Genomic DNA, 16,110 nt, shown 5'->3' with positions numbered 1-16,110 from the left:
TCCTCCTCAGTGAGCGGTCTCGGCGGGCGGTCCGCCTCAGTACGCGATCCGGTGGCACAGGGCGGGCAGCTCCCCGCCCGCGAGGCGCGGCATCAGCCGCGGCAGCTCGGCGAACGGGCTCTCCCCGGTGATCAGCTCGCCGAACGCGGGGTCGGCGAGCAGCCGCAGCGCGAGCGCGATCCGGTCGGCGAAGCCGCGGCGCGACCGGCGGGACGGCGGGACGGCGCCGACCTGGCTGCCCCGGATCGTCAGCCGCCGCGAGTGGAAGAACTCCCCCAGTGGGACGCTGACCCGCCGGTCGCCGTACCAGCTCAGCTCGATCACCTCGCCCTCCGGCGCGAGCAGCTCCAGCGACCGGGCGAGCCCGGCCTCGGTCGCGCTCGCGTGGACGACGAGGTCGCAGCCGCCCTCGGCCTGGTCGGGATGGGCGAACCCGACGCCGAGCGCCCGCGCGACGTCCGCGCGGGACGGGTCGGTGTCGACCAGCTGGACGCGGCACCCGGGGAACCCCGCTAGGACGCCCGCGACCGAGCAGCCGACCATCCCGGCGCCGACCACGGCGATGCGGTCGCCGACGAGCGGCGCCGCGTCCCACAGCGCGTTGACGGCCGTCTCCACCGTCCCGGCGAGGACGGCCCGCTCCGGCGGGACACCGTCCGGGACGGCGCTGACCGCGCTCGCCGGGACGACGTACCGGGTCTGGTGCGGGTAGAGGCAGAACACCGTGCGCCCGGCCAGCTCGGCGGGGCCGTGCTCGACCACGCCGACGTTCAGGTACCCGTACTTGACCGGGCCGGGGAACGCCCCGTCCTGGAACGGCGCCCGCATGATGGCGTGCTGGTTCGGCGGGACGCCGCCGCGGAACACGATCGCCTCGGTGCCGCGGCTCACGCCCGAGAACAGCGTCCGGACGAGCACCTCCCCCGGCCCCGGCTCGGGCAGGACGACATCGCGGATCTCGCCCTCACCTGGCGACCGGATCCAGAAGGCGCGCGCGTCGCGCTCCATCCGTGCCCCTCCCCCGAGTCCCCTGGGCCTCCTGGGCCCGAGCCACCTGAGCGTCGTGGGCCTCAGGCGTCACAAGAGCACCACGGCGCCGCGCGTACCGCCGCTTCGCCAGCCACGCCACGTCACGTCCGAACGACCACACCAGCAGCGCCAGCGCCGCCGCCACGAGCCCGCCCGAATGCGGGACGAGGCCCGACGCCGCGACGATCAGCGCCACTCCCTGCACCACGGCGACGGCCTTGCGGGCGATGCTCGGCCGCAGGTCCGCGCGCAGCCACGGGACCGCCCAGGCCGCCGCGCCGAACGCGTACCGCATCGCCCCGATCGCCAGCACCCACGGGCCCGCCGACCGCGCGACCTCGACGCTCAGCACCAGCACCAGGACCGCGTCGGTCTCCATGTCGAACCGCGCCCCGAGCCTGGACACCGTCCCGGTGCGCCGGGCGACCCGCCCGTCCACGCCGTCCAGGACGAGGGCCGCCGACGCGGCCGCGACGAGCGGCCAGACGCGGGCGTCACCGGTGAGATGCCCCGCGACCAGCGCCGCGACACCCCCGGTGAGCACCACCCGCGCCAGCGTCACGTGGTCGGCCGGGCCCAGCGCCCGCCGCCGGCGGAACGCGGCGCTCAGCAGTGCCCACGAGGCCAGCGCGTACCCGACGCCCACGGCCAGGCCCGCGTGGCCGGGACGGAGCAGCGCCAGCAGTGCGAGCTGCGCCGCGACGGCCGCGGCCAGCTCCGGGCCCCTCGTCAGGCGGGGGCGGCGCGGCGCCTGGAGCCGTACCGGCGCCGGGCGCGTGAGCGTCAGCGGGCGCGTCATCGGCGGGCCTGCCTGACCGGCGCGTCGCCGAGCGGCCCCGCGGGGGCGTCGAGCTGCGGGAGGTCGTGGCCGAGCCGGTCGCGCTTGGCGGTGAGGTAGCGGACGTTGTCGGCGCTGACCGGGACGAGCAGCGGGACGCGCGCCGCGACGGAGACGCCGTAGGACTCCAGCGCGCTGACCTTGACCGGGTTGTTGGACATGAGCCGCACCGACCGGACGCCGAGATGCCGCAGGATCCGGGCGGCCGGGCCGTAGTCGCGGACGTCCACCGGCAGCCCGATGGCCGTGGCGGAGTCGACGGTGTCCAGGCCCTGGTCGTCCTGCAGGATGTGGGTCCGGACCTTGGCCACCAGCCCGATCCCGCGGCCCTCGTGGCCGCGCAGGTAGACCAGCACGCCGGCGCCCTCGCGGGCGATGGCGTCCAGGGCGGCGCCGAGCTGGTCCCCGCACTCGCAGCGCGTCGCGCCGAAGATGTCGCCCGTCATGCACTCGGAGTGCATCCGGACGAGCACGTCGCCGCGTCCCCGCACCTCGCCCCGCACCAGCGCCATGTGCTCGTGCCCGTCGACCGGGTCCCGGAACGCGACGGCGCGGAACACGCCCCGCCGGGTTCTGAGGTCCGCCTCCGCGATGTCCTTCTGGTCGATGCCCTCGTCCATCGCTCCCCTTCCCTGGCTACACAACCACCCCTGATACGTCGCGAACGCCTTAGGTGGTTGTGTCCCAAAACGGTCCGTACAACCGATGGCACGCAGGGGAGGCGCTCCAGGGTTCAGCCCAGGCGGACGCGGACCACCAAGTCGTGGAGGGCGCGGCGGTTCGCGGGCGCTTCGGGGAGGGCGCTGCGGTCGCGTTCGGCCTCCAGAAGGACCGTGAGCGCGGCGATGTCCTCCTGGAGGCGGGACGCGTCCGGCGCGTCACCGGGCAGCGCGCCGTGCTCGGCCGCCCGCTTCGCCTCGATGAGGTCCGGCAGGTAGGACGGCCCGTCGCCGGCGAGCCGCGTCAGGTCGGCCTCGACCTCGCCGGTCCGCATCAGGTGGACGCCCGTCAGCAGCACCCGGAACGTGTAGAGGAGCGGTTTGATCTCCCTTGACCGCTCGAAGAGCTTCCACTGGGACCGCGCGAACCCGAGGTAGTGGTGCGCGTGGTGGAAGGTGACCAGCCCGGGGACGAGTGACTTCAGCTCGGCGTGCACGGGCGAGGTGGCCACGACCAGCGGCGACATGAGCTGCTCCAGGACGTAGCCGTTGCGCCGCAGGAGCAGCGTGCAGAACTTGGCCAGGTCGTGGGTGACCGCGTCGGCCTCCACTCCGGCGTGGTCCCACATCAGCGTGACGGTCTCCTCCCCCGTCTCCAGGCCGACGATCTCCTCCAGCGGCAGCAGGTGGACGCCGCGCAGGTCGACGTCGGAGTCCCGCGACGGGAACCCGTACAGGTGCGCGCCGCTGACGGTGAGGAACGCGCGGGGATAGGGGTGGTCGGCGGCGAGGCGGCCGGCCATGCCCTCGGGGAGTCTCACCAGGTCACGCTCCTGCGTCGGACGGAGATCAGCAGTTCCTCGACCGCGGCGCGGTCGGGTTCGGGCGGCAGCGGGCTGCGGTCCAGGGCCTCCTCGATCGCCGCGTCGAGGGAGGCGCGCCACGCGCCGACCTCGTCCCAGCCGACCTCGCCGCGGCGGACGGCGAGAAGCCGGTCGCGCAGGTCGCCGACCTCCATCCGCGGCTCGCCGTGCCGGACGAGGTGCAGGCCGCTCTCCAGCAGCCGCAGCATGTGCATGACGTGCTTCCAGCGCGGGGCGCCTCCGTTGCGCAAGTCACCGTCCAGCTTGCGGAACTGGGCCTCGGCGTAGCGGAGGAACGTGCGGTGCGCGTGCCGGGACAGGAACGCCGTCCGCAGGGCCAGCAGCTCCTCTCCGACGGGCGTGACCCGCTCGACCAGCGGCGACCACAGGCATTCGAGGACCGTCGGGTTCGCGCCCAACGCGAGCTCGCAGAAGCGCTCCAGTTCCCAGGAGAACTGCTCGGGCAGCGGGCCGTCCAGATGGGTGGGGGGCTTGGCGAAACCCCAGAACAGGGGGGCCGGGGCCGCGTAGACGCCGCGCCGGTCGACGTCGCTGTCGTCCGTGGCCAGCCCGTAGGCGCGCGACCCGACCACGACCGACAGGATCGTGTGGTCGCGGACGAGGCCGAGCGCGCCGGAGGAGTCGGGGTTCGTCACCCGGGCAGCCTGGCGCAGGGCCGCTGGCGTGTCGACCGGATTGTCTGGCTTGTGCAAACCGGTTACAGATCGGCCACGGACTTGCAGAAAGTTTCTGCAAGTGGTTTACGAGGTTGAAACGCGTTGCTAACGTCCCGGACCAGCCACCCCAACTCTTGACCTGCGGGACGGCGGCCCGGCCAGGGGCGTCCCCGCGAAGGAGGACACCATGCGGCGCACCCCCATGATCGGCGGCACCGTCGTCTGCGCCGCCCTCGCGCTCTCGCTCTCCGCCTGCGGCGGCGATGACGACGGCGGCTCGAAGGGCGGCGCGGGAGCGGCGAGCCTGCAGGGCCGCGGCCCGATCACCTTCGTCACCGGCAAGGACCGCTCGGGCTACCTGCAGAAGCAGCTCGACGGCTGGAACACCGAGCACCCGAAGGAGCAGGTCCGCATCATCGAGCTGCCGGACGAGCCGAACGACCAGCGGCAGCAGATGATCCAGAACGCCACGACCAAGTCCGACGCCTACTCGGTGCTGAACCTCGACGTGGTGTGGACGGCCGAGTTCGCCGCCAACCGGTGGCTGGCGCAGCTGCCCAAGGGCGAGATCGACCTGTCCAGGATGCTTCCCGCGACCATCGCCACCGGGCAGTACCGCGACAAGCTGTACGCCGTGCCGTCCACCTCCGACGCCGGGATGCTCTACTTCCGCAAGGACCTGCTGGAGAAGGCCGGCATCTCCGGCCCGCCGAAGACCTACACCGAGATGTGGGACGACTGCGCCAAGGTCAGGAAGCTGCCCGAGGCCAAGGACGCCGACTGCTTCTTCACCGAGGTCAACAAGACCGAGAGCATGACGATCAGCGCGGTCGAGGCGATCGAGAGCGCCGGCGGCTCCATCATCGGCCCCGACGGCAAGCCCGCGCTGAACACCCCGCAGGCCAAGCAGGGCGTCGAGTTCCTCATCGGCGCCAAGAAGGACCACATGCCGAAGGAGGCCGTCACCCTCGACACCGAGGGCGGCCGCCGCTACTTCCAGTCCGGCAAGCTGATCTTCCAGCGGCAGTGGCCGTACCAGTACGGGCTGGCCGACTCCGGCGACGGCTCGTCGAAGGTGGCGGGCAAGTTCGCGGTCGCGCCGCTGCCCGGCCCGAACGGCCCGGGCGTCGCCAACCTCGGCGGCCACAACCTCGCGATCTCCGCGTTCGCCAAGAACAAGGCGACCTCGCTCGACTTCATCCGCTACCTGACCGGTGAGCAGGCCCAGCGCGCCAACCTCCTCGCGACCTCGCAGGCGCCCACCGTCGCGGCGCTGTACGACGACCCCGAGATGGTGAAGAAGTTCCCGTACCTGCCCGTCCTGAAGCAGGCCATCGCGAACGCCAAGCCGCGTCCGGTCGCGGTCAAGTACGGCGACGTCACCGCCGCCGTCCAGGGCGAGATGTACGACGCGGTGACCGGCAAGAAGCCCGCCGACCAGGCCCTGAGCGACCTGCAGTCCAAGCTCCAGCCGCTGACCGCGCAGTGAGCGGGATGACCACCACCGAGAGCGCGCCCGCCGCCGGAACCGCCGCGGCGGGCGCGCCCCGCGGACGCGGGAAGAGCGACGTGCAGGGGACGCGGCGGCTCGCGGCGCTGCTGCTGTCGCCCACCCTGCTCGTGCTCGCGCTCGTCATCGGCTACCCGGTCCTCGCCGGGTTCCGCGAGTCGCTGTACGCGCGGGGCGAGGGACTGGACGCCGACGGGTTCGTCGTGGAGGGCGACCGCTTCGTCGGCCTCGGCAACTACACCGCCATCTTCCAGGGCGACCGCGCCGACGCGTTCTGGAACGCCTTCTCCAACACCACGTTCTTCACCCTCACCACGGTCGTCCTGGAGACGGTGATCGGCGTCGCGATGGCGCTGATCATGCAGCAGGCGTTCCGCGGGCGGGCGCTGGTGCGGGCGAGCATCCTCGTCCCGTGGGCGATCCCGACCGCGATCTCCGGGCTGCTGTGGCGGTGGATCTTCCAGGCCGACGGCGCCGCGAACGCGGTGCTGCGCCAGGAGATCCTGTGGACCGCCGACGGCTTCCCCGCCAAGGCGGCCGTCGTCATCGCCGAGGTGTGGAAGACCTCCCCGTTCATCGGGCTGCTCGTCCTCGCCGGGCTCCAGATGATCCCCCGGGACGTCTACGAGGCCGCCCGGGTGGACGGCGCCGGCCCGGTCCAGCAGTTCTTCCGCATCACGCTGCCGCTGGTCAAGCCCGCGCTGCTGGTCGCCGTGCTGTTCCGGATGCTGGACGTGCTGCGGATGTTCGACCTGCCCGCCGTGCTCATCGGCGTCAACCAGAAGTCCGTGGAGACGCTGACGATGATCGCCTGGTTCGAGGCGTCCAACCTGCGGTACGGGTCGGCGGCGGCGTACGCGACCATCCTGTTCCTGTACATCGCGCTGATCGCCTACCTGTTCGTGAAGCTGCTCGGCGCCGACATCATCGGCGAGGCCCGCCAGCGCACCAGGCGTCCGCGCGCCGTCCGGCCCGCGCGCGCCGGAAGGAGGGCGTCATGACCGGCTCACCGCTGAAGCGGACGCTGTCCTACCTCGGGTTCGCCGCCGTGGCCGTGTACTGCCTCGCGCCGTTCTACTGGATGGCGATCTCGGCGTTCCGCCGGCCGCAGGACCAGTTCGACAACTCGCTCGTCCCGGCGCGGTGGTCGTGGGAGAACTTCTCCGCGGTGTTCTCCGGCGACAACGGCTTCGGCCGCGCGCTGCTGAACAGCGTCATCGTGGCGGGCACCACCACCGTGCTCACCCTGCTGATCGGCACGTTCACCGCGTACGCGCTCGCCCGCCTGGACTTCCGGTTCAAGAACGCGGTGCTCGGGCTGATCGTCGCGACGACGATGTTCCCGGGAATCTCGCAGCTGGTCCCGCTGCTGAAGCTCTTCACCGACATCAAGTGGATCAACACCTACCAGGCGATGGTGCTGCCCAGCCTCGGGTTCGCGCTGCCGCTGTCGGTGTGGCTGCTCACCGCGTTCTTCCGGCAGCTGCCGTTCGAGCTGGAGCAGGCGGCGATGGTGGACGGCTGCACCCGCGGCCAGGCCTTCCGCAAGATCATCGTCCCGCTGGCGGCGCCCGGGGTGTTCACCACGGCGATCCTGACCTTCATCGCCGCGTGGAACGAGTTCCTCATCGCGCTGTCCATGGTCAACAAGAAGGAGATGCAGACCGCGACCGTCGCGATCTCCAAGTTCACCGGCGTCTCCGGGTTCGACCAGCCGTTCGGCACCCAGATGGCGGCCGGGGTGATCGTGACCGTCCCGCTCATCGCCGTGGTGCTGGTCTTCCAGCGCCGGATCGTCGCCGGGCTCACCGCCGGCGGCGTCAAGTAGCACCCGACAGCTCCCGACACGAAGGATGTTCATGACCCAGGACACCCTGCTCGTCCACACCGCGGGCGACCGCGCCGAGGGCGGCGGCTGGTGGCGCGACGCCGTCATCTACCAGGTGTACGTGCGCAGCTTCGCCGACTCCGACGGCGACGGCGTCGGCGACCTGCCGGGCATCCGGTCCCGGCTGCCCTACCTGGCCGGCCTCGGCGTCGACGCGCTGTGGCTCACGCCGTTCTACGTCTCGCCGATGGCCGACTTCGGCTACGACGTGGCGGACTACCGCGACGTCGACCCGCTGTTCGGCACCCTCGCCGACGCCCGCGACCTCATCGCGGACGCGCACGCGCACGGGCTGCGGATCATCGTGGACGTCGTGCCGAACCACACCTCCGACCGGCACGCCTGGTTCGGGGCCGCGCTCGCCGCGCCCCCCGGATCCGCCGAGCGCGACCGCTACGTCTTCCGGGACGGGCGGGGGCCGGACGGCGCCGAACCCCCGAACGACTGGGAGTCGGTGTTCGGCGGCCCCGCCTGGACGCGGGTCCCGGACGGCCAGTGGTACCTGCACCTGTTCGCACCCGAGCAGCCCGACCTGAACTGGGAGAACCCCGAGGTCCACGCCGAGTTCGCCGACGTCCTGAGGTTCTGGCTCGACCTCGGCGTGGACGGCTTCCGCGTGGACGTCGCGCACGGCATGGCCAAGGCGCCGGGCCTGCCCGACGTGGGCCACCCCAACCAGACGGAAATGCTCGGCACGGCCGTCCTGCCCTACTTCGACCAGGACGCCGTCCACGACATCCACCGCGCGTGGCGCCGCCTGCTCGACTCCTACGGCGGCGAGCGGATCGCCGTCGCTGAGGCGTGGGCGCCCACGCCTCAGCGGCTCGCCGACTACACGCGTCCCGACGAGCTGCACCAGGCGTTCAACTTCCACTACCTGACCGCGCCCTGGGAGGCGGCCGGGATGCGGGCGGTGATCGAGGAGTCGCTGCACACCGCCGGGGCCGTCGGCGCGCCCGCGACCTGGGTGCTGTCCAACCACGACGTGAAACGGCACGTCACCCGGTACGGCGACGGCGAGACCGGCCTGCGGCGCGCCCGCGCGGCCGCGCTGCTGACGCTCGCGCTGCCCGGCTCGTCCTACGTCTACCAGGGCGAGGAGCTCGGCCTGCCGGAGGTGCTGGACCTGCCGGAGGAGTTCCAGCAGGACCCGCAGCGGCTGCGCGGCGAGGGCGCGGGCCGCGACGGCTGCCGCGTCCCGCTGCCGTGGGAGGGCGAGGAGCCCCCGTTCGGGTTCGGCGCGGGCGCCGCGCCGTGGCTCCCGATCCCCACCGCGTGGCGCGACCTGACCGTCGCCGCGCAGGACGGCGAGCCCGGTTCCATGCTGGCGCTCTACCGCGCGGCGCTGCGCCTGCGCCGCGAGCATCCGGCACTCGGGGACGGGGATTTGTCCTGGATAGCGAGCTCACCCGGCACACTGGTCTTCGTGCGTGCGGCCGGGGGCGGGAACGGGCGGCTCGCGTGCGCGGTCAACATGGGCGACGCCACCGCGCGCGTCCGTGTGCGGGGGACCCCGCTCCTGGCGAGCGGGCCGGTCCGCGCCGACGGCTCCGTGAACGGCGGAGACGTCGACCTGCCCCCGGACACCGCACTGTGGTGGGACGTCGAGGAGGGATAACTTGAAAGCCATGACGACACGCCTGGCGGACATCGCGGCGCACGCCGGGGTGAGCGAGGCGACCGTGAGCCGCGTGCTCAACGGCAAGCCGGGCGTGTCCCCGACCACGCGCCAGGCGGTGCTGACCGCCCTGGACGTGCTCGGGTACGAGCGCCCGGCCCGGCTGCGCCAGCAGCGGGCCGGGCTGATCGGGCTGATCATCCCCGAGCTGACCAACCCGATCTTCCCGGCGTTCGCGGAGGTCATCGAGAGCGCGCTGGCCCGGCACGGGTACATGGCGGTGCTGTGCTCGCAGGCGCCGGGCGGCGTCGCCGAGGACGACTACATCGAGATGCTGCTGGAGCGCGGCGTCGCGGGGATCATCTTCGTCAACGGCCTGCACGCCAACGCCAACTCCGACCGCGCCCGCTACGCCCGGCTGCTCGAGCAGGCCCTGCCGATCGTCCTGATCAACGGCTACCGACCCGACATCGACGCGCCGTACATCTCCAACGACGACGTGGCGTCGATGGAGGCGGTGGTCGCGCACCTGGCCGCAATGGGCCACCGCCGGATCGGCCTCGCGATCGGCCAGGACGTGTACGTGCCGACGCGGCGCAAGAGCGAGGGGTTCCGGCGCGGGATGGCCGCGCACACCGGGCTCGCCCCGGACGAGGTGGACGAGCTGGTCGTCAACACCATGTACACCGTCGAGGGCGGGCAGGCGGCGGCCGCGAAGCTGCTCGACGCGGGCTGCACGGCGATCTGCGGCGGCAACGACATCATGGCCCTCGGCGCGATCCGGGCCGCCCGGGCGCGCGGCCTCCAGGTGCCCGAGGACGTGTCGGTCACCGGCATGGACGACTCGCTGCTGACCGCCTACCTCGACCCGCCGCTGACCACCGTCCGGCAGTCGGTGCGGGAGATGTCGATGGCCGCGGTGAGCACCGTCCTGGACGAGATCCGCGGCGCCCGCGCGCCCCGCACCGAGCTGCTCTACCGGCCGGAACTCGTCGTCCGGCGGTCGACGGCGCCGGCCCCGTCGGCGGCCCGGCTGACCTCCGCCAAGGAGGGCTGACCCGGGCCTGACGGGGTGTCGGACCAGGCCTGACCCGGCTGTCGCGCGAGCCAGGTTCTTGTAACGGTTATGTTTCGGCACATTGACAGTGAGCCGGGTCACGGTCTTTCATCCGTGGGAGCGCTCCCACACCGATGCACCACCACAACCTGAGAGGGGTCCGCCATGAGGGCCATCATGCGGCGCGGACTGAGTACGGCGATGGCGGCGGTACTCGTCGGCGGCCTCGCCGTCGCGTGCGGCGACGGCGACGACGACAAGGGGGGCTCCGACAGCGGGCCGGTCGAGCTGACCGTCGACGTCTTCGGCGAGCCGGGTTACGACGCGCTCTACAAGCAGTACGAGCAGTCCCACCCCAACGTGAAGATCAAGCAGCGCAAGGTCTCCACCCTGGACGAGTACAAGCCGCGCATCCAGCAGTGGATGGCGACCGGCAGCGGCGCGGGCGACGTCGTCATGCTGGAGGAGGGCATCCTGCCGCTCTACATGCAGCAGAAGGCCAAGTTCCTCAACCTGTTCGACTACGGCGGCAAGAACCTGGAGAAGAACTTCCTGCCGTGGAAGTGGCAGGCGGGCCTCACCCCCGACGGCAAGCAGCTCATCGGCCTCGGCACCGACGTCGGCCCCCTCGCCATGTGCTACCGCACGGACCTGTTCAAGAAGGCGGGCCTGCCCACCGACCGCACCGAGGTCGGCAAGCTCTGGCCGACGTGGGACGCGTTCCTGTCCACGGGCCAGAAGTTCCAGGAGAAGGTGCCCGGCAGCAAGTGGCTGGACGGCCCCACCGCCGTCTTCCGCGCCACCGTCCTGCAGAACGCCGGCAGCGGCGCGGGCTACAGCTTCTTCGACAAGAGCGACAACCTCGTCTTCGACAGCAACCCGGCGGTCAAGCAGGCGTTCGACACGTCGCTGAAGTTCGAGACGAGCAAGCTCACCTCCGACATGTCGATCTTCACGCCGCCGTGGCAGACCGCCCTCAAGCGCGACACCTTCGCGACCCTGCCGTGCCCGTCCTGGATGCTCGGCGGCATCGAGGAGTTCTCCGGCTCGGCCGGCAAGGGCAAGTGGGACGTGGCGACCACGCCCGGCGGCTCCGGCTACTGGGGCGGCTCGTGGCTCGCGGTGCCCAAGCAGACCAAGCACGCCAAGGCCGCCGCCGAGCTGGCCGAGTACCTGACCTCCCCCGAGGGCCAGGTCGGCGCGTTCAAGGCCGCGAACGTCTTCCCGTCCTCGCCGCAGGCCGCGCAGGACCCGGCGGTCGCGGGCGCCAAGAGCGCGTACTTCAACGACGCCCCGATCGGGCAGATCTTCGGCCAGCTGGTGGCCGCGGTGAAGCCGGTGCACCTCGGGCCGAAGAACGAGGACGTGCGCGCCGCGGTGGAGAACGTCCTGATCTCCGTGGGCCAGGGCAAGCAGAAGCCCGACCAGGCCTGGACGAAGTCCGTCGACGAGGCGAAGAAGGCCGCCAGGTAACCGGCGGTCCCCCGACCACGGCGGCGGCGCCGGACCGCACCTCCCCGCCGGCGCCGCCGCCGTTCCCACTCCCCCGCTTCGTCCCGTCCTCGGAAAGGAGGCGCACGACGTGACCACCGATCTGCGCCCCGGCCGGAACGGCCCGCCGACGGCCTCCCCGGCGCCGGCGCCGCCGGGGCCGCGCCCCACCTGGCGCGCCCGGCTGGCCCGGCTCGACGTGAAGGGCGCCCCCTACGCCTTCATCTCGCCGTTCTACCTCGTCTTCCTGGTCTTCGGCGCCTTCCCGCTCGTCTACACGCTGTGGGTCTCCCTGCACGACTGGGAGCTGGCCTCCGGGACCCGCGAGTTCGTCGGGCTCGACAACTACGACTACCTGCTGAGCGACGCCGACTTCTGGCACGCCACGGTCAACACCCTCGGGATCTTCGTCCTGTCGACCGGCCCGCAGCTCGTGCTCGCGCTGCTCATCGCCAACACCCTGAACCGGCGGATGCGGCTGCCGACCATGTTCCGGATCGGGATGGTCGCCCCGCTGGTCACCTCGACCGCCGCCGTCGCGATCGTGTTCACCCAGATGTTCGACAAGGACTGGGGCATGATCAACTGGGCGATCGGGCTGGTCGGCATCGACCCGATCCACTGGTCGAGCAGCCGCGGCTGGTCCTGGGCCGCCATCGCGATGATGGTGGACTGGCGCTGGACCGGCTACAACGCGCTCATCTACCTGGCCGCCATGCAGGCGATCCCCAAGGACCTCTACGAGGCCGCCGCGATCGACGGCGCGTCCCGGCTCCGGCAGTTCTGGCAGATCACGGTGCCGATGCTGCGCCCCACCATCATCTTCACGGTGATCATCTCGACGATCGGCGGGCTCCAGCTGTTCACCGAGCCCGTGCTGTTCAGCGTCGGCACGCCGAACAAGATGGACGGCGGCCCGATGCACCAGTTCCAGACGATCACGATGTACATGTACGACAACGCGTTCGGCCATGACCGCTACGGCTACGGCGCGACGGTCGCCTGGGCGCTGTTCGTGATGATCATCGTGTTCTCCCTGATCAACTTCCTGGCCGTGCGCCGCACGGGAGGCACCAAGTGACCACGCTCCTCGCCGGCCCCGGCGGCCGCGACCGCGGCGGCAGGCGCGCCGCCGCGCACCCCGGCCGCTACCGCGGCCTGTGGAACGCCAGCCCGCTCACCTACCTCACGCTGGTCGTGGCGCTCGCGCTGTCGATCTTCCCGATCTACTGGATGATCATCGTGGCGACCCGCACGAACAGCGTGGTCGCCGACGTCCCGCCGCCGCTGCTGCCGGGCGGCCACGGCGGCGACAACGTCGGCCGGCTGTTCGACAACCCGGAGGCCTACTTCGCCAAGGGCCTGCTGAACTCCGCGATCGCCTCCGCCGCGGTGACGGTCTCCACGGTGTTCTTCGCCTCGCTGGCCGGGTTCGCGTTCGCCAAGCTGCGCTTCCGCGGCAAGAACGGGCTGCTGCTCACCATCATCGCGACGATGATGATCCCGGTGCAGATGGGCATCATCCCGCTCTACATGATCATGGTGAAGCTGGGCTGGCAGAACCACCTGCAGGCGGTCATCGTCCCGTTCCTGGTCACCGGGTTCGGGGTGTTCATGATGCGGCAGTACGCCGACCAGGCCGTCCCGGACGAGCTGATCGAGGCGGCCCGCGTCGACGGGTGCACCACGTTCGGCATCTACTGGCGGGTCGTGCTCCCCGCGCTGCGCCCCGCCGCGGGCGTCCTCGGGCTGTTCACGTTCATGCAGACCTGGAACGAGTTCATGTGGCCGCTGGCCGTGCTGAGCCCGGACAACCCGACGGTCCAGCTGTCCATCAACAACCTGGCCAACGCCTACTTCAAGGACTACACGCTCATGTTCGCCGGGACCAGCGTGGCGATCCTGCCGCTGCTCGTGGTGTTCATCGTTTTCGGCCGCCAGATCATCGGCGGGATCATGGAAGGTGCAGTGAAGGCGTGACCTCCCTCAAGGACGACACCAGCGCGGCTCCCGCCGCCCCCTTCCCGACCGGGTTCCGCTGGGGGGCCGCCACCGCCGCCTACCAGATCGAGGGCGCCGCGGGCGAGGGCGGGCGCGGCCCGTCCATCTGGGACACCTTCTGCCGCACGCCGGGCAAGGTCCTGCGCGGCGAGACCGGCGACGTCGCGGTGGACCACTACCACCGCTTCCCCGAGGACGTGGCGCTCATGGCCGACCTCGGGCTCACCGCGTACCGGTTCTCGATCTCCTGGCCGCGGGTGCAGCCGTCCGGGGCCGGGGCCTTCAACTCCGAGGGCCTCGACTTCTACCGGCGGCTGGTGGACGCGCTGCTGGAGGCGGGCATCGAGCCGTGGCCGACGCTCTACCACTGGGACCTCCCGCAGCCGCTGGAGGACAAGGGCGGCTGGCCCGAGCGGGAGACCGCCCACCGGTTCGCCGAGTACGCCGACCACGTGCACGCGGCGCTCGGCGACCGCGTCACGCACTGGATGACGGTGAACGAGCCGTGGTGCGCGGCGTTCCTCGGCTACGCCTCCGGCGACCACGCGCCCGGGCGCGTCGACCCGCCGGCGTCCCTGCTGGCCGCGCACCACCTCATGCTCGGGCACGGCCTGGCCGTCGAGGCGATGCGGGCGCGCCACCCGGACAACCGCTTCGGCGCCGCCGTCAACCTCTACGCGGTCTCCCCCGCGACCGGTGACCCCGCCGACGCCGACGCGGCGCGCCGGATCGACGGGCTGCAGAACCGGCTGTTCCTCGACCCGCTGCTGCTCGGCCACTATCCCGAGGACGTCCTCGCCGACACCTCCCGCTACGGGTTCACCCCGCCCGACGCGGACCTCGCGGTCATCAACCAGCCGCTCGACCAGCTGGGCATCAACTACTACTCGCGGCACACCGTCGCGGGGACGCCCGGCGAGGCGGCGCAGACCGCGTCGTCGCCGTTCGCGACGAACTCCCCCTGGCCCGGAAGCGCCCACGTCCGGTTCGTCCCGGCGGGACGCCCGGTCACCGGGATGGGCTGGGAGATCGACGAGGGCGGCCTGCACGAGGTGCTGACCCGGCTGCACCGCGAGTACCCGTCCGTCCCGCTGTACATCACCGAGAACGGCGCCGGCTACGACGAGGTCCCTGACGAGGATGGCACGGTCCAAGACGCGGGCCGCATCGCCTACCTCGACGCGCACCTGCGGGCCTGCCACGACGCCATCTCCGAGGGCGTCCCACTGCACGGCTATTTCACGTGGTCGCTGCTGGATAATTTCGAATGGGCTTGGGGCTACTCCAAGCGTTTCGGGCTGGTCCACGTCGATTACGCCACGCAGCGCCGGGTGCCCAAGGACAGCGCACGGTGGTACGCCGGAGTGATCCGGCGGGGCGGGCTGCCCGAGCGGGGCTGACCCGGCGGGGGCGACGGCACGGACGAAGGGGGCCAGATGACGGGCAGGAGCACGCGCCCGACCCTGGAGGAGGTCGCGGCGCGGGCCGGCGTGGGCCGCGGCACGGTGTCCCGGGTGGTCAACGGCTCGCCGCGGGTCAGCCCGCAGGCCCGCGAGGCGGTGCTGAAGGCGATCGAGGAGCTCGGGTACGTGCCGAACCGCGCGGCCCGCACCCTCGTCACCCGCCGCACCGACACCGTCGCCCTGGTCGTCGCCGAGTCCGACCAGCGGCTGTTCGGCGAGCCGTACTTCGCCGGGATCATCCGCGGGATCAGCAACGGCCTCGGCGACACCGGCCTGCAGCTCCTGCTCGCCCTCGCCCGCTCCCCCGACGAGTACGGCCGGCTGGAGGACTACCTCACCACCCAGCACGTGGACGGGGTGCTCCTCACCTCCCTGCACGCCGAGGACCCGCTGCCCGCGAAGCTGGAGGCCAACGGCGTGCCGACCGTCCTCGGCGGCCGCCCGCCCGGCCTGCACCCGGTCAGCTACGTCGACGTCGACAACCGCAGCGGCGCCCGCGAGGCCGTCGGCCACCTCATCGCGGGCGGCCGGCGGCGCATCGCGACCATCGCCGGCCCCCAGGACATGGGGGTCGGCATCGACCGGCTGGCCGGCTACCGGGAGGCCCTCGCCGCGGCGGGGCTGCCCGAGTACGTCGAGTACGGCGACTTCGGCGAGGCCAGCGGCATCACCGCGGCGGAGCGGCTGCTGGCCGCCGAGCCGGAGCTGGACGCGGTGTTCGCCGCCGACGACCCGATGGCGCTCGGCGCGCTGCGGGTCCTGCACCGCAGCGGGCGCAGCATCCCCGGCGACGTCGCGGTGATCGGCTTCGACGACTCGGCCGCCGCGCCGCTGGCCGACCCGCCGCTCAGCACCGTCCACCAGTCGCCGGAGGAGATGGGCCGGGAGATGGCCCGGCTGCTGGTGTCCCGGATCCGCGGCGAGACCGTCGCGGACCCGGTCGTCATCCTGCGCCCCCACCTGGTGCTGCGCGACTCCGCGTGAGCCCGGGCCGGCCCGCGCCGCGCCTATGATCG

The 16,110-nt window shown here is 72.1% G+C and carries 15 protein-coding genes; 10 read left to right on the top strand and 5 right to left on the bottom strand.

All coding sequences use genetic code 11. The features are described 5' to 3' along the window. Nucleotides 1-36: 36 nt before the first annotated feature. The 5 genes from BJY14_RS34350 to BJY14_RS34330 all read right to left on the bottom strand — a co-directional run bounded on the left by BJY14_RS34350 (nt 37) and on the right by BJY14_RS34330 (nt 4,045). The gene (locus tag BJY14_RS34350) at nt 37-1,008 is read right to left on the bottom strand and encodes a zinc-dependent alcohol dehydrogenase (protein ID WP_179847406.1); all 972 of its coding nucleotides are present in this window, start codon (nt 1,006-1,008) and stop codon (nt 37-39) included. Next, a complete protein-coding gene (locus BJY14_RS34345) occupies nt 965-1,828 on the bottom strand; it encodes a CDP-alcohol phosphatidyltransferase family protein (protein WP_179847405.1) in 864 nt (287 codons plus the stop codon). Before BJY14_RS34345 ends, BJY14_RS34350 begins: the two co-directional genes overlap by 44 nt. Continuing rightward, entirely contained in the window at nt 1,825-2,487 is a 663-nt protein-coding gene (gene ribA, locus BJY14_RS34340) for a GTP cyclohydrolase II (RefSeq protein WP_179847404.1), read from the bottom strand. Before ribA ends, BJY14_RS34345 begins: the two co-directional genes overlap by 4 nt. A 113-nt stretch (nt 2,488-2,600) precedes the next feature. After that, nucleotides 2,601-3,347, bottom strand: coding sequence for a nucleotidyltransferase domain-containing protein (locus BJY14_RS34335; RefSeq protein WP_312879529.1), 747 nt, complete (start codon nt 3,345-3,347; stop codon nt 2,601-2,603). Beyond that, nucleotides 3,344-4,045 (bottom strand): nucleotidyltransferase domain-containing protein, encoded by a 702-nt coding sequence (locus BJY14_RS34330; RefSeq protein WP_179847403.1) that lies wholly within the window; start codon nt 4,043-4,045, stop codon nt 3,344-3,346. The genes BJY14_RS34335 and BJY14_RS34330 overlap by 4 nt, the downstream gene beginning before the upstream one ends. Nucleotides 4,046-4,253: 208 nt before the next feature. On the opposite strand from BJY14_RS34330, the gene BJY14_RS34325 reads away from it, so the two are divergent. From BJY14_RS34325 to BJY14_RS34280, 10 genes are all read left to right on the top strand, one after another. After that, nucleotides 4,254-5,555, top strand: coding sequence for an ABC transporter substrate-binding protein (locus BJY14_RS34325; protein ID WP_179847402.1), 1,302 nt, complete (start codon nt 4,254-4,256; stop codon nt 5,553-5,555). Nucleotides 5,556-5,560: 5 nt separating this feature from the next. Continuing rightward, on the top strand, nt 5,561-6,577 hold the full coding sequence (locus tag BJY14_RS34320) for a carbohydrate ABC transporter permease (protein WP_179847401.1): 1,017 nt from the start codon (nt 5,561-5,563) through the stop codon (nt 6,575-6,577). Then, nucleotides 6,574-7,404, top strand: coding sequence for a carbohydrate ABC transporter permease (locus BJY14_RS34315; protein ID WP_179847400.1), 831 nt, complete (start codon nt 6,574-6,576; stop codon nt 7,402-7,404). Before BJY14_RS34320 ends, BJY14_RS34315 begins: the two co-directional genes overlap by 4 nt. Nucleotides 7,405-7,435: 31 nt before the next feature. Continuing rightward, a complete protein-coding gene (locus BJY14_RS34310) occupies nt 7,436-9,082 on the top strand; it encodes a glycoside hydrolase family 13 protein (RefSeq protein WP_179847399.1) in 1,647 nt (548 codons plus the stop codon). Nucleotides 9,083-9,092: 10 nt separating this feature from the next. Then, the gene (locus tag BJY14_RS34305) at nt 9,093-10,139 is read left to right on the top strand and encodes a LacI family DNA-binding transcriptional regulator (protein WP_179847398.1); all 1,047 of its coding nucleotides are present in this window, start codon (nt 9,093-9,095) and stop codon (nt 10,137-10,139) included. Nucleotides 10,140-10,316: 177 nt separating this feature from the next. Beyond that, nucleotides 10,317-11,612 (top strand): ABC transporter substrate-binding protein, encoded by a 1,296-nt coding sequence (locus tag BJY14_RS34300; protein ID WP_246396211.1) that lies wholly within the window; start codon nt 10,317-10,319, stop codon nt 11,610-11,612. A gap of 109 nt (nt 11,613-11,721) precedes the next feature. After that, nucleotides 11,722-12,711 carry a carbohydrate ABC transporter permease gene (locus BJY14_RS34295; protein WP_376770023.1) on the top strand — a complete coding sequence of 330 codons (990 nt, stop codon included), beginning with the start codon at nt 11,722-11,724 and terminating at the stop codon, nt 12,709-12,711. After that, entirely contained in the window at nt 12,708-13,610 is a 903-nt protein-coding gene (locus BJY14_RS34290) for a carbohydrate ABC transporter permease (RefSeq protein WP_258939513.1), read from the top strand. The genes BJY14_RS34295 and BJY14_RS34290 overlap by 4 nt, the downstream gene beginning before the upstream one ends. Beyond that, entirely contained in the window at nt 13,607-15,031 is a 1,425-nt protein-coding gene (locus tag BJY14_RS34285; protein WP_179847396.1) for a GH1 family beta-glucosidase, read from the top strand. Before BJY14_RS34290 ends, BJY14_RS34285 begins: the two co-directional genes overlap by 4 nt. Nucleotides 15,032-15,067: 36 nt before the next feature. After that, nucleotides 15,068-16,078: a LacI family DNA-binding transcriptional regulator gene (locus BJY14_RS34280; protein ID WP_179847395.1), complete on the top strand. Its 1,011-nt coding sequence runs from the start codon at nt 15,068-15,070 to the stop codon at nt 16,076-16,078. The last annotated feature ends 32 nt before the right edge of the window (nt 16,079-16,110 follow it).

The sequence above is a fragment of the Actinomadura luteofluorescens genome, from assembly GCF_013409365.1.
Classification (GTDB): domain Bacteria; phylum Actinomycetota; class Actinomycetes; order Streptosporangiales; family Streptosporangiaceae; genus Spirillospora; species Spirillospora luteofluorescens.
Note: the sequence above shows the minus strand (reverse complement) of the source record. Positions and strands in the feature narration are given on the sequence as shown.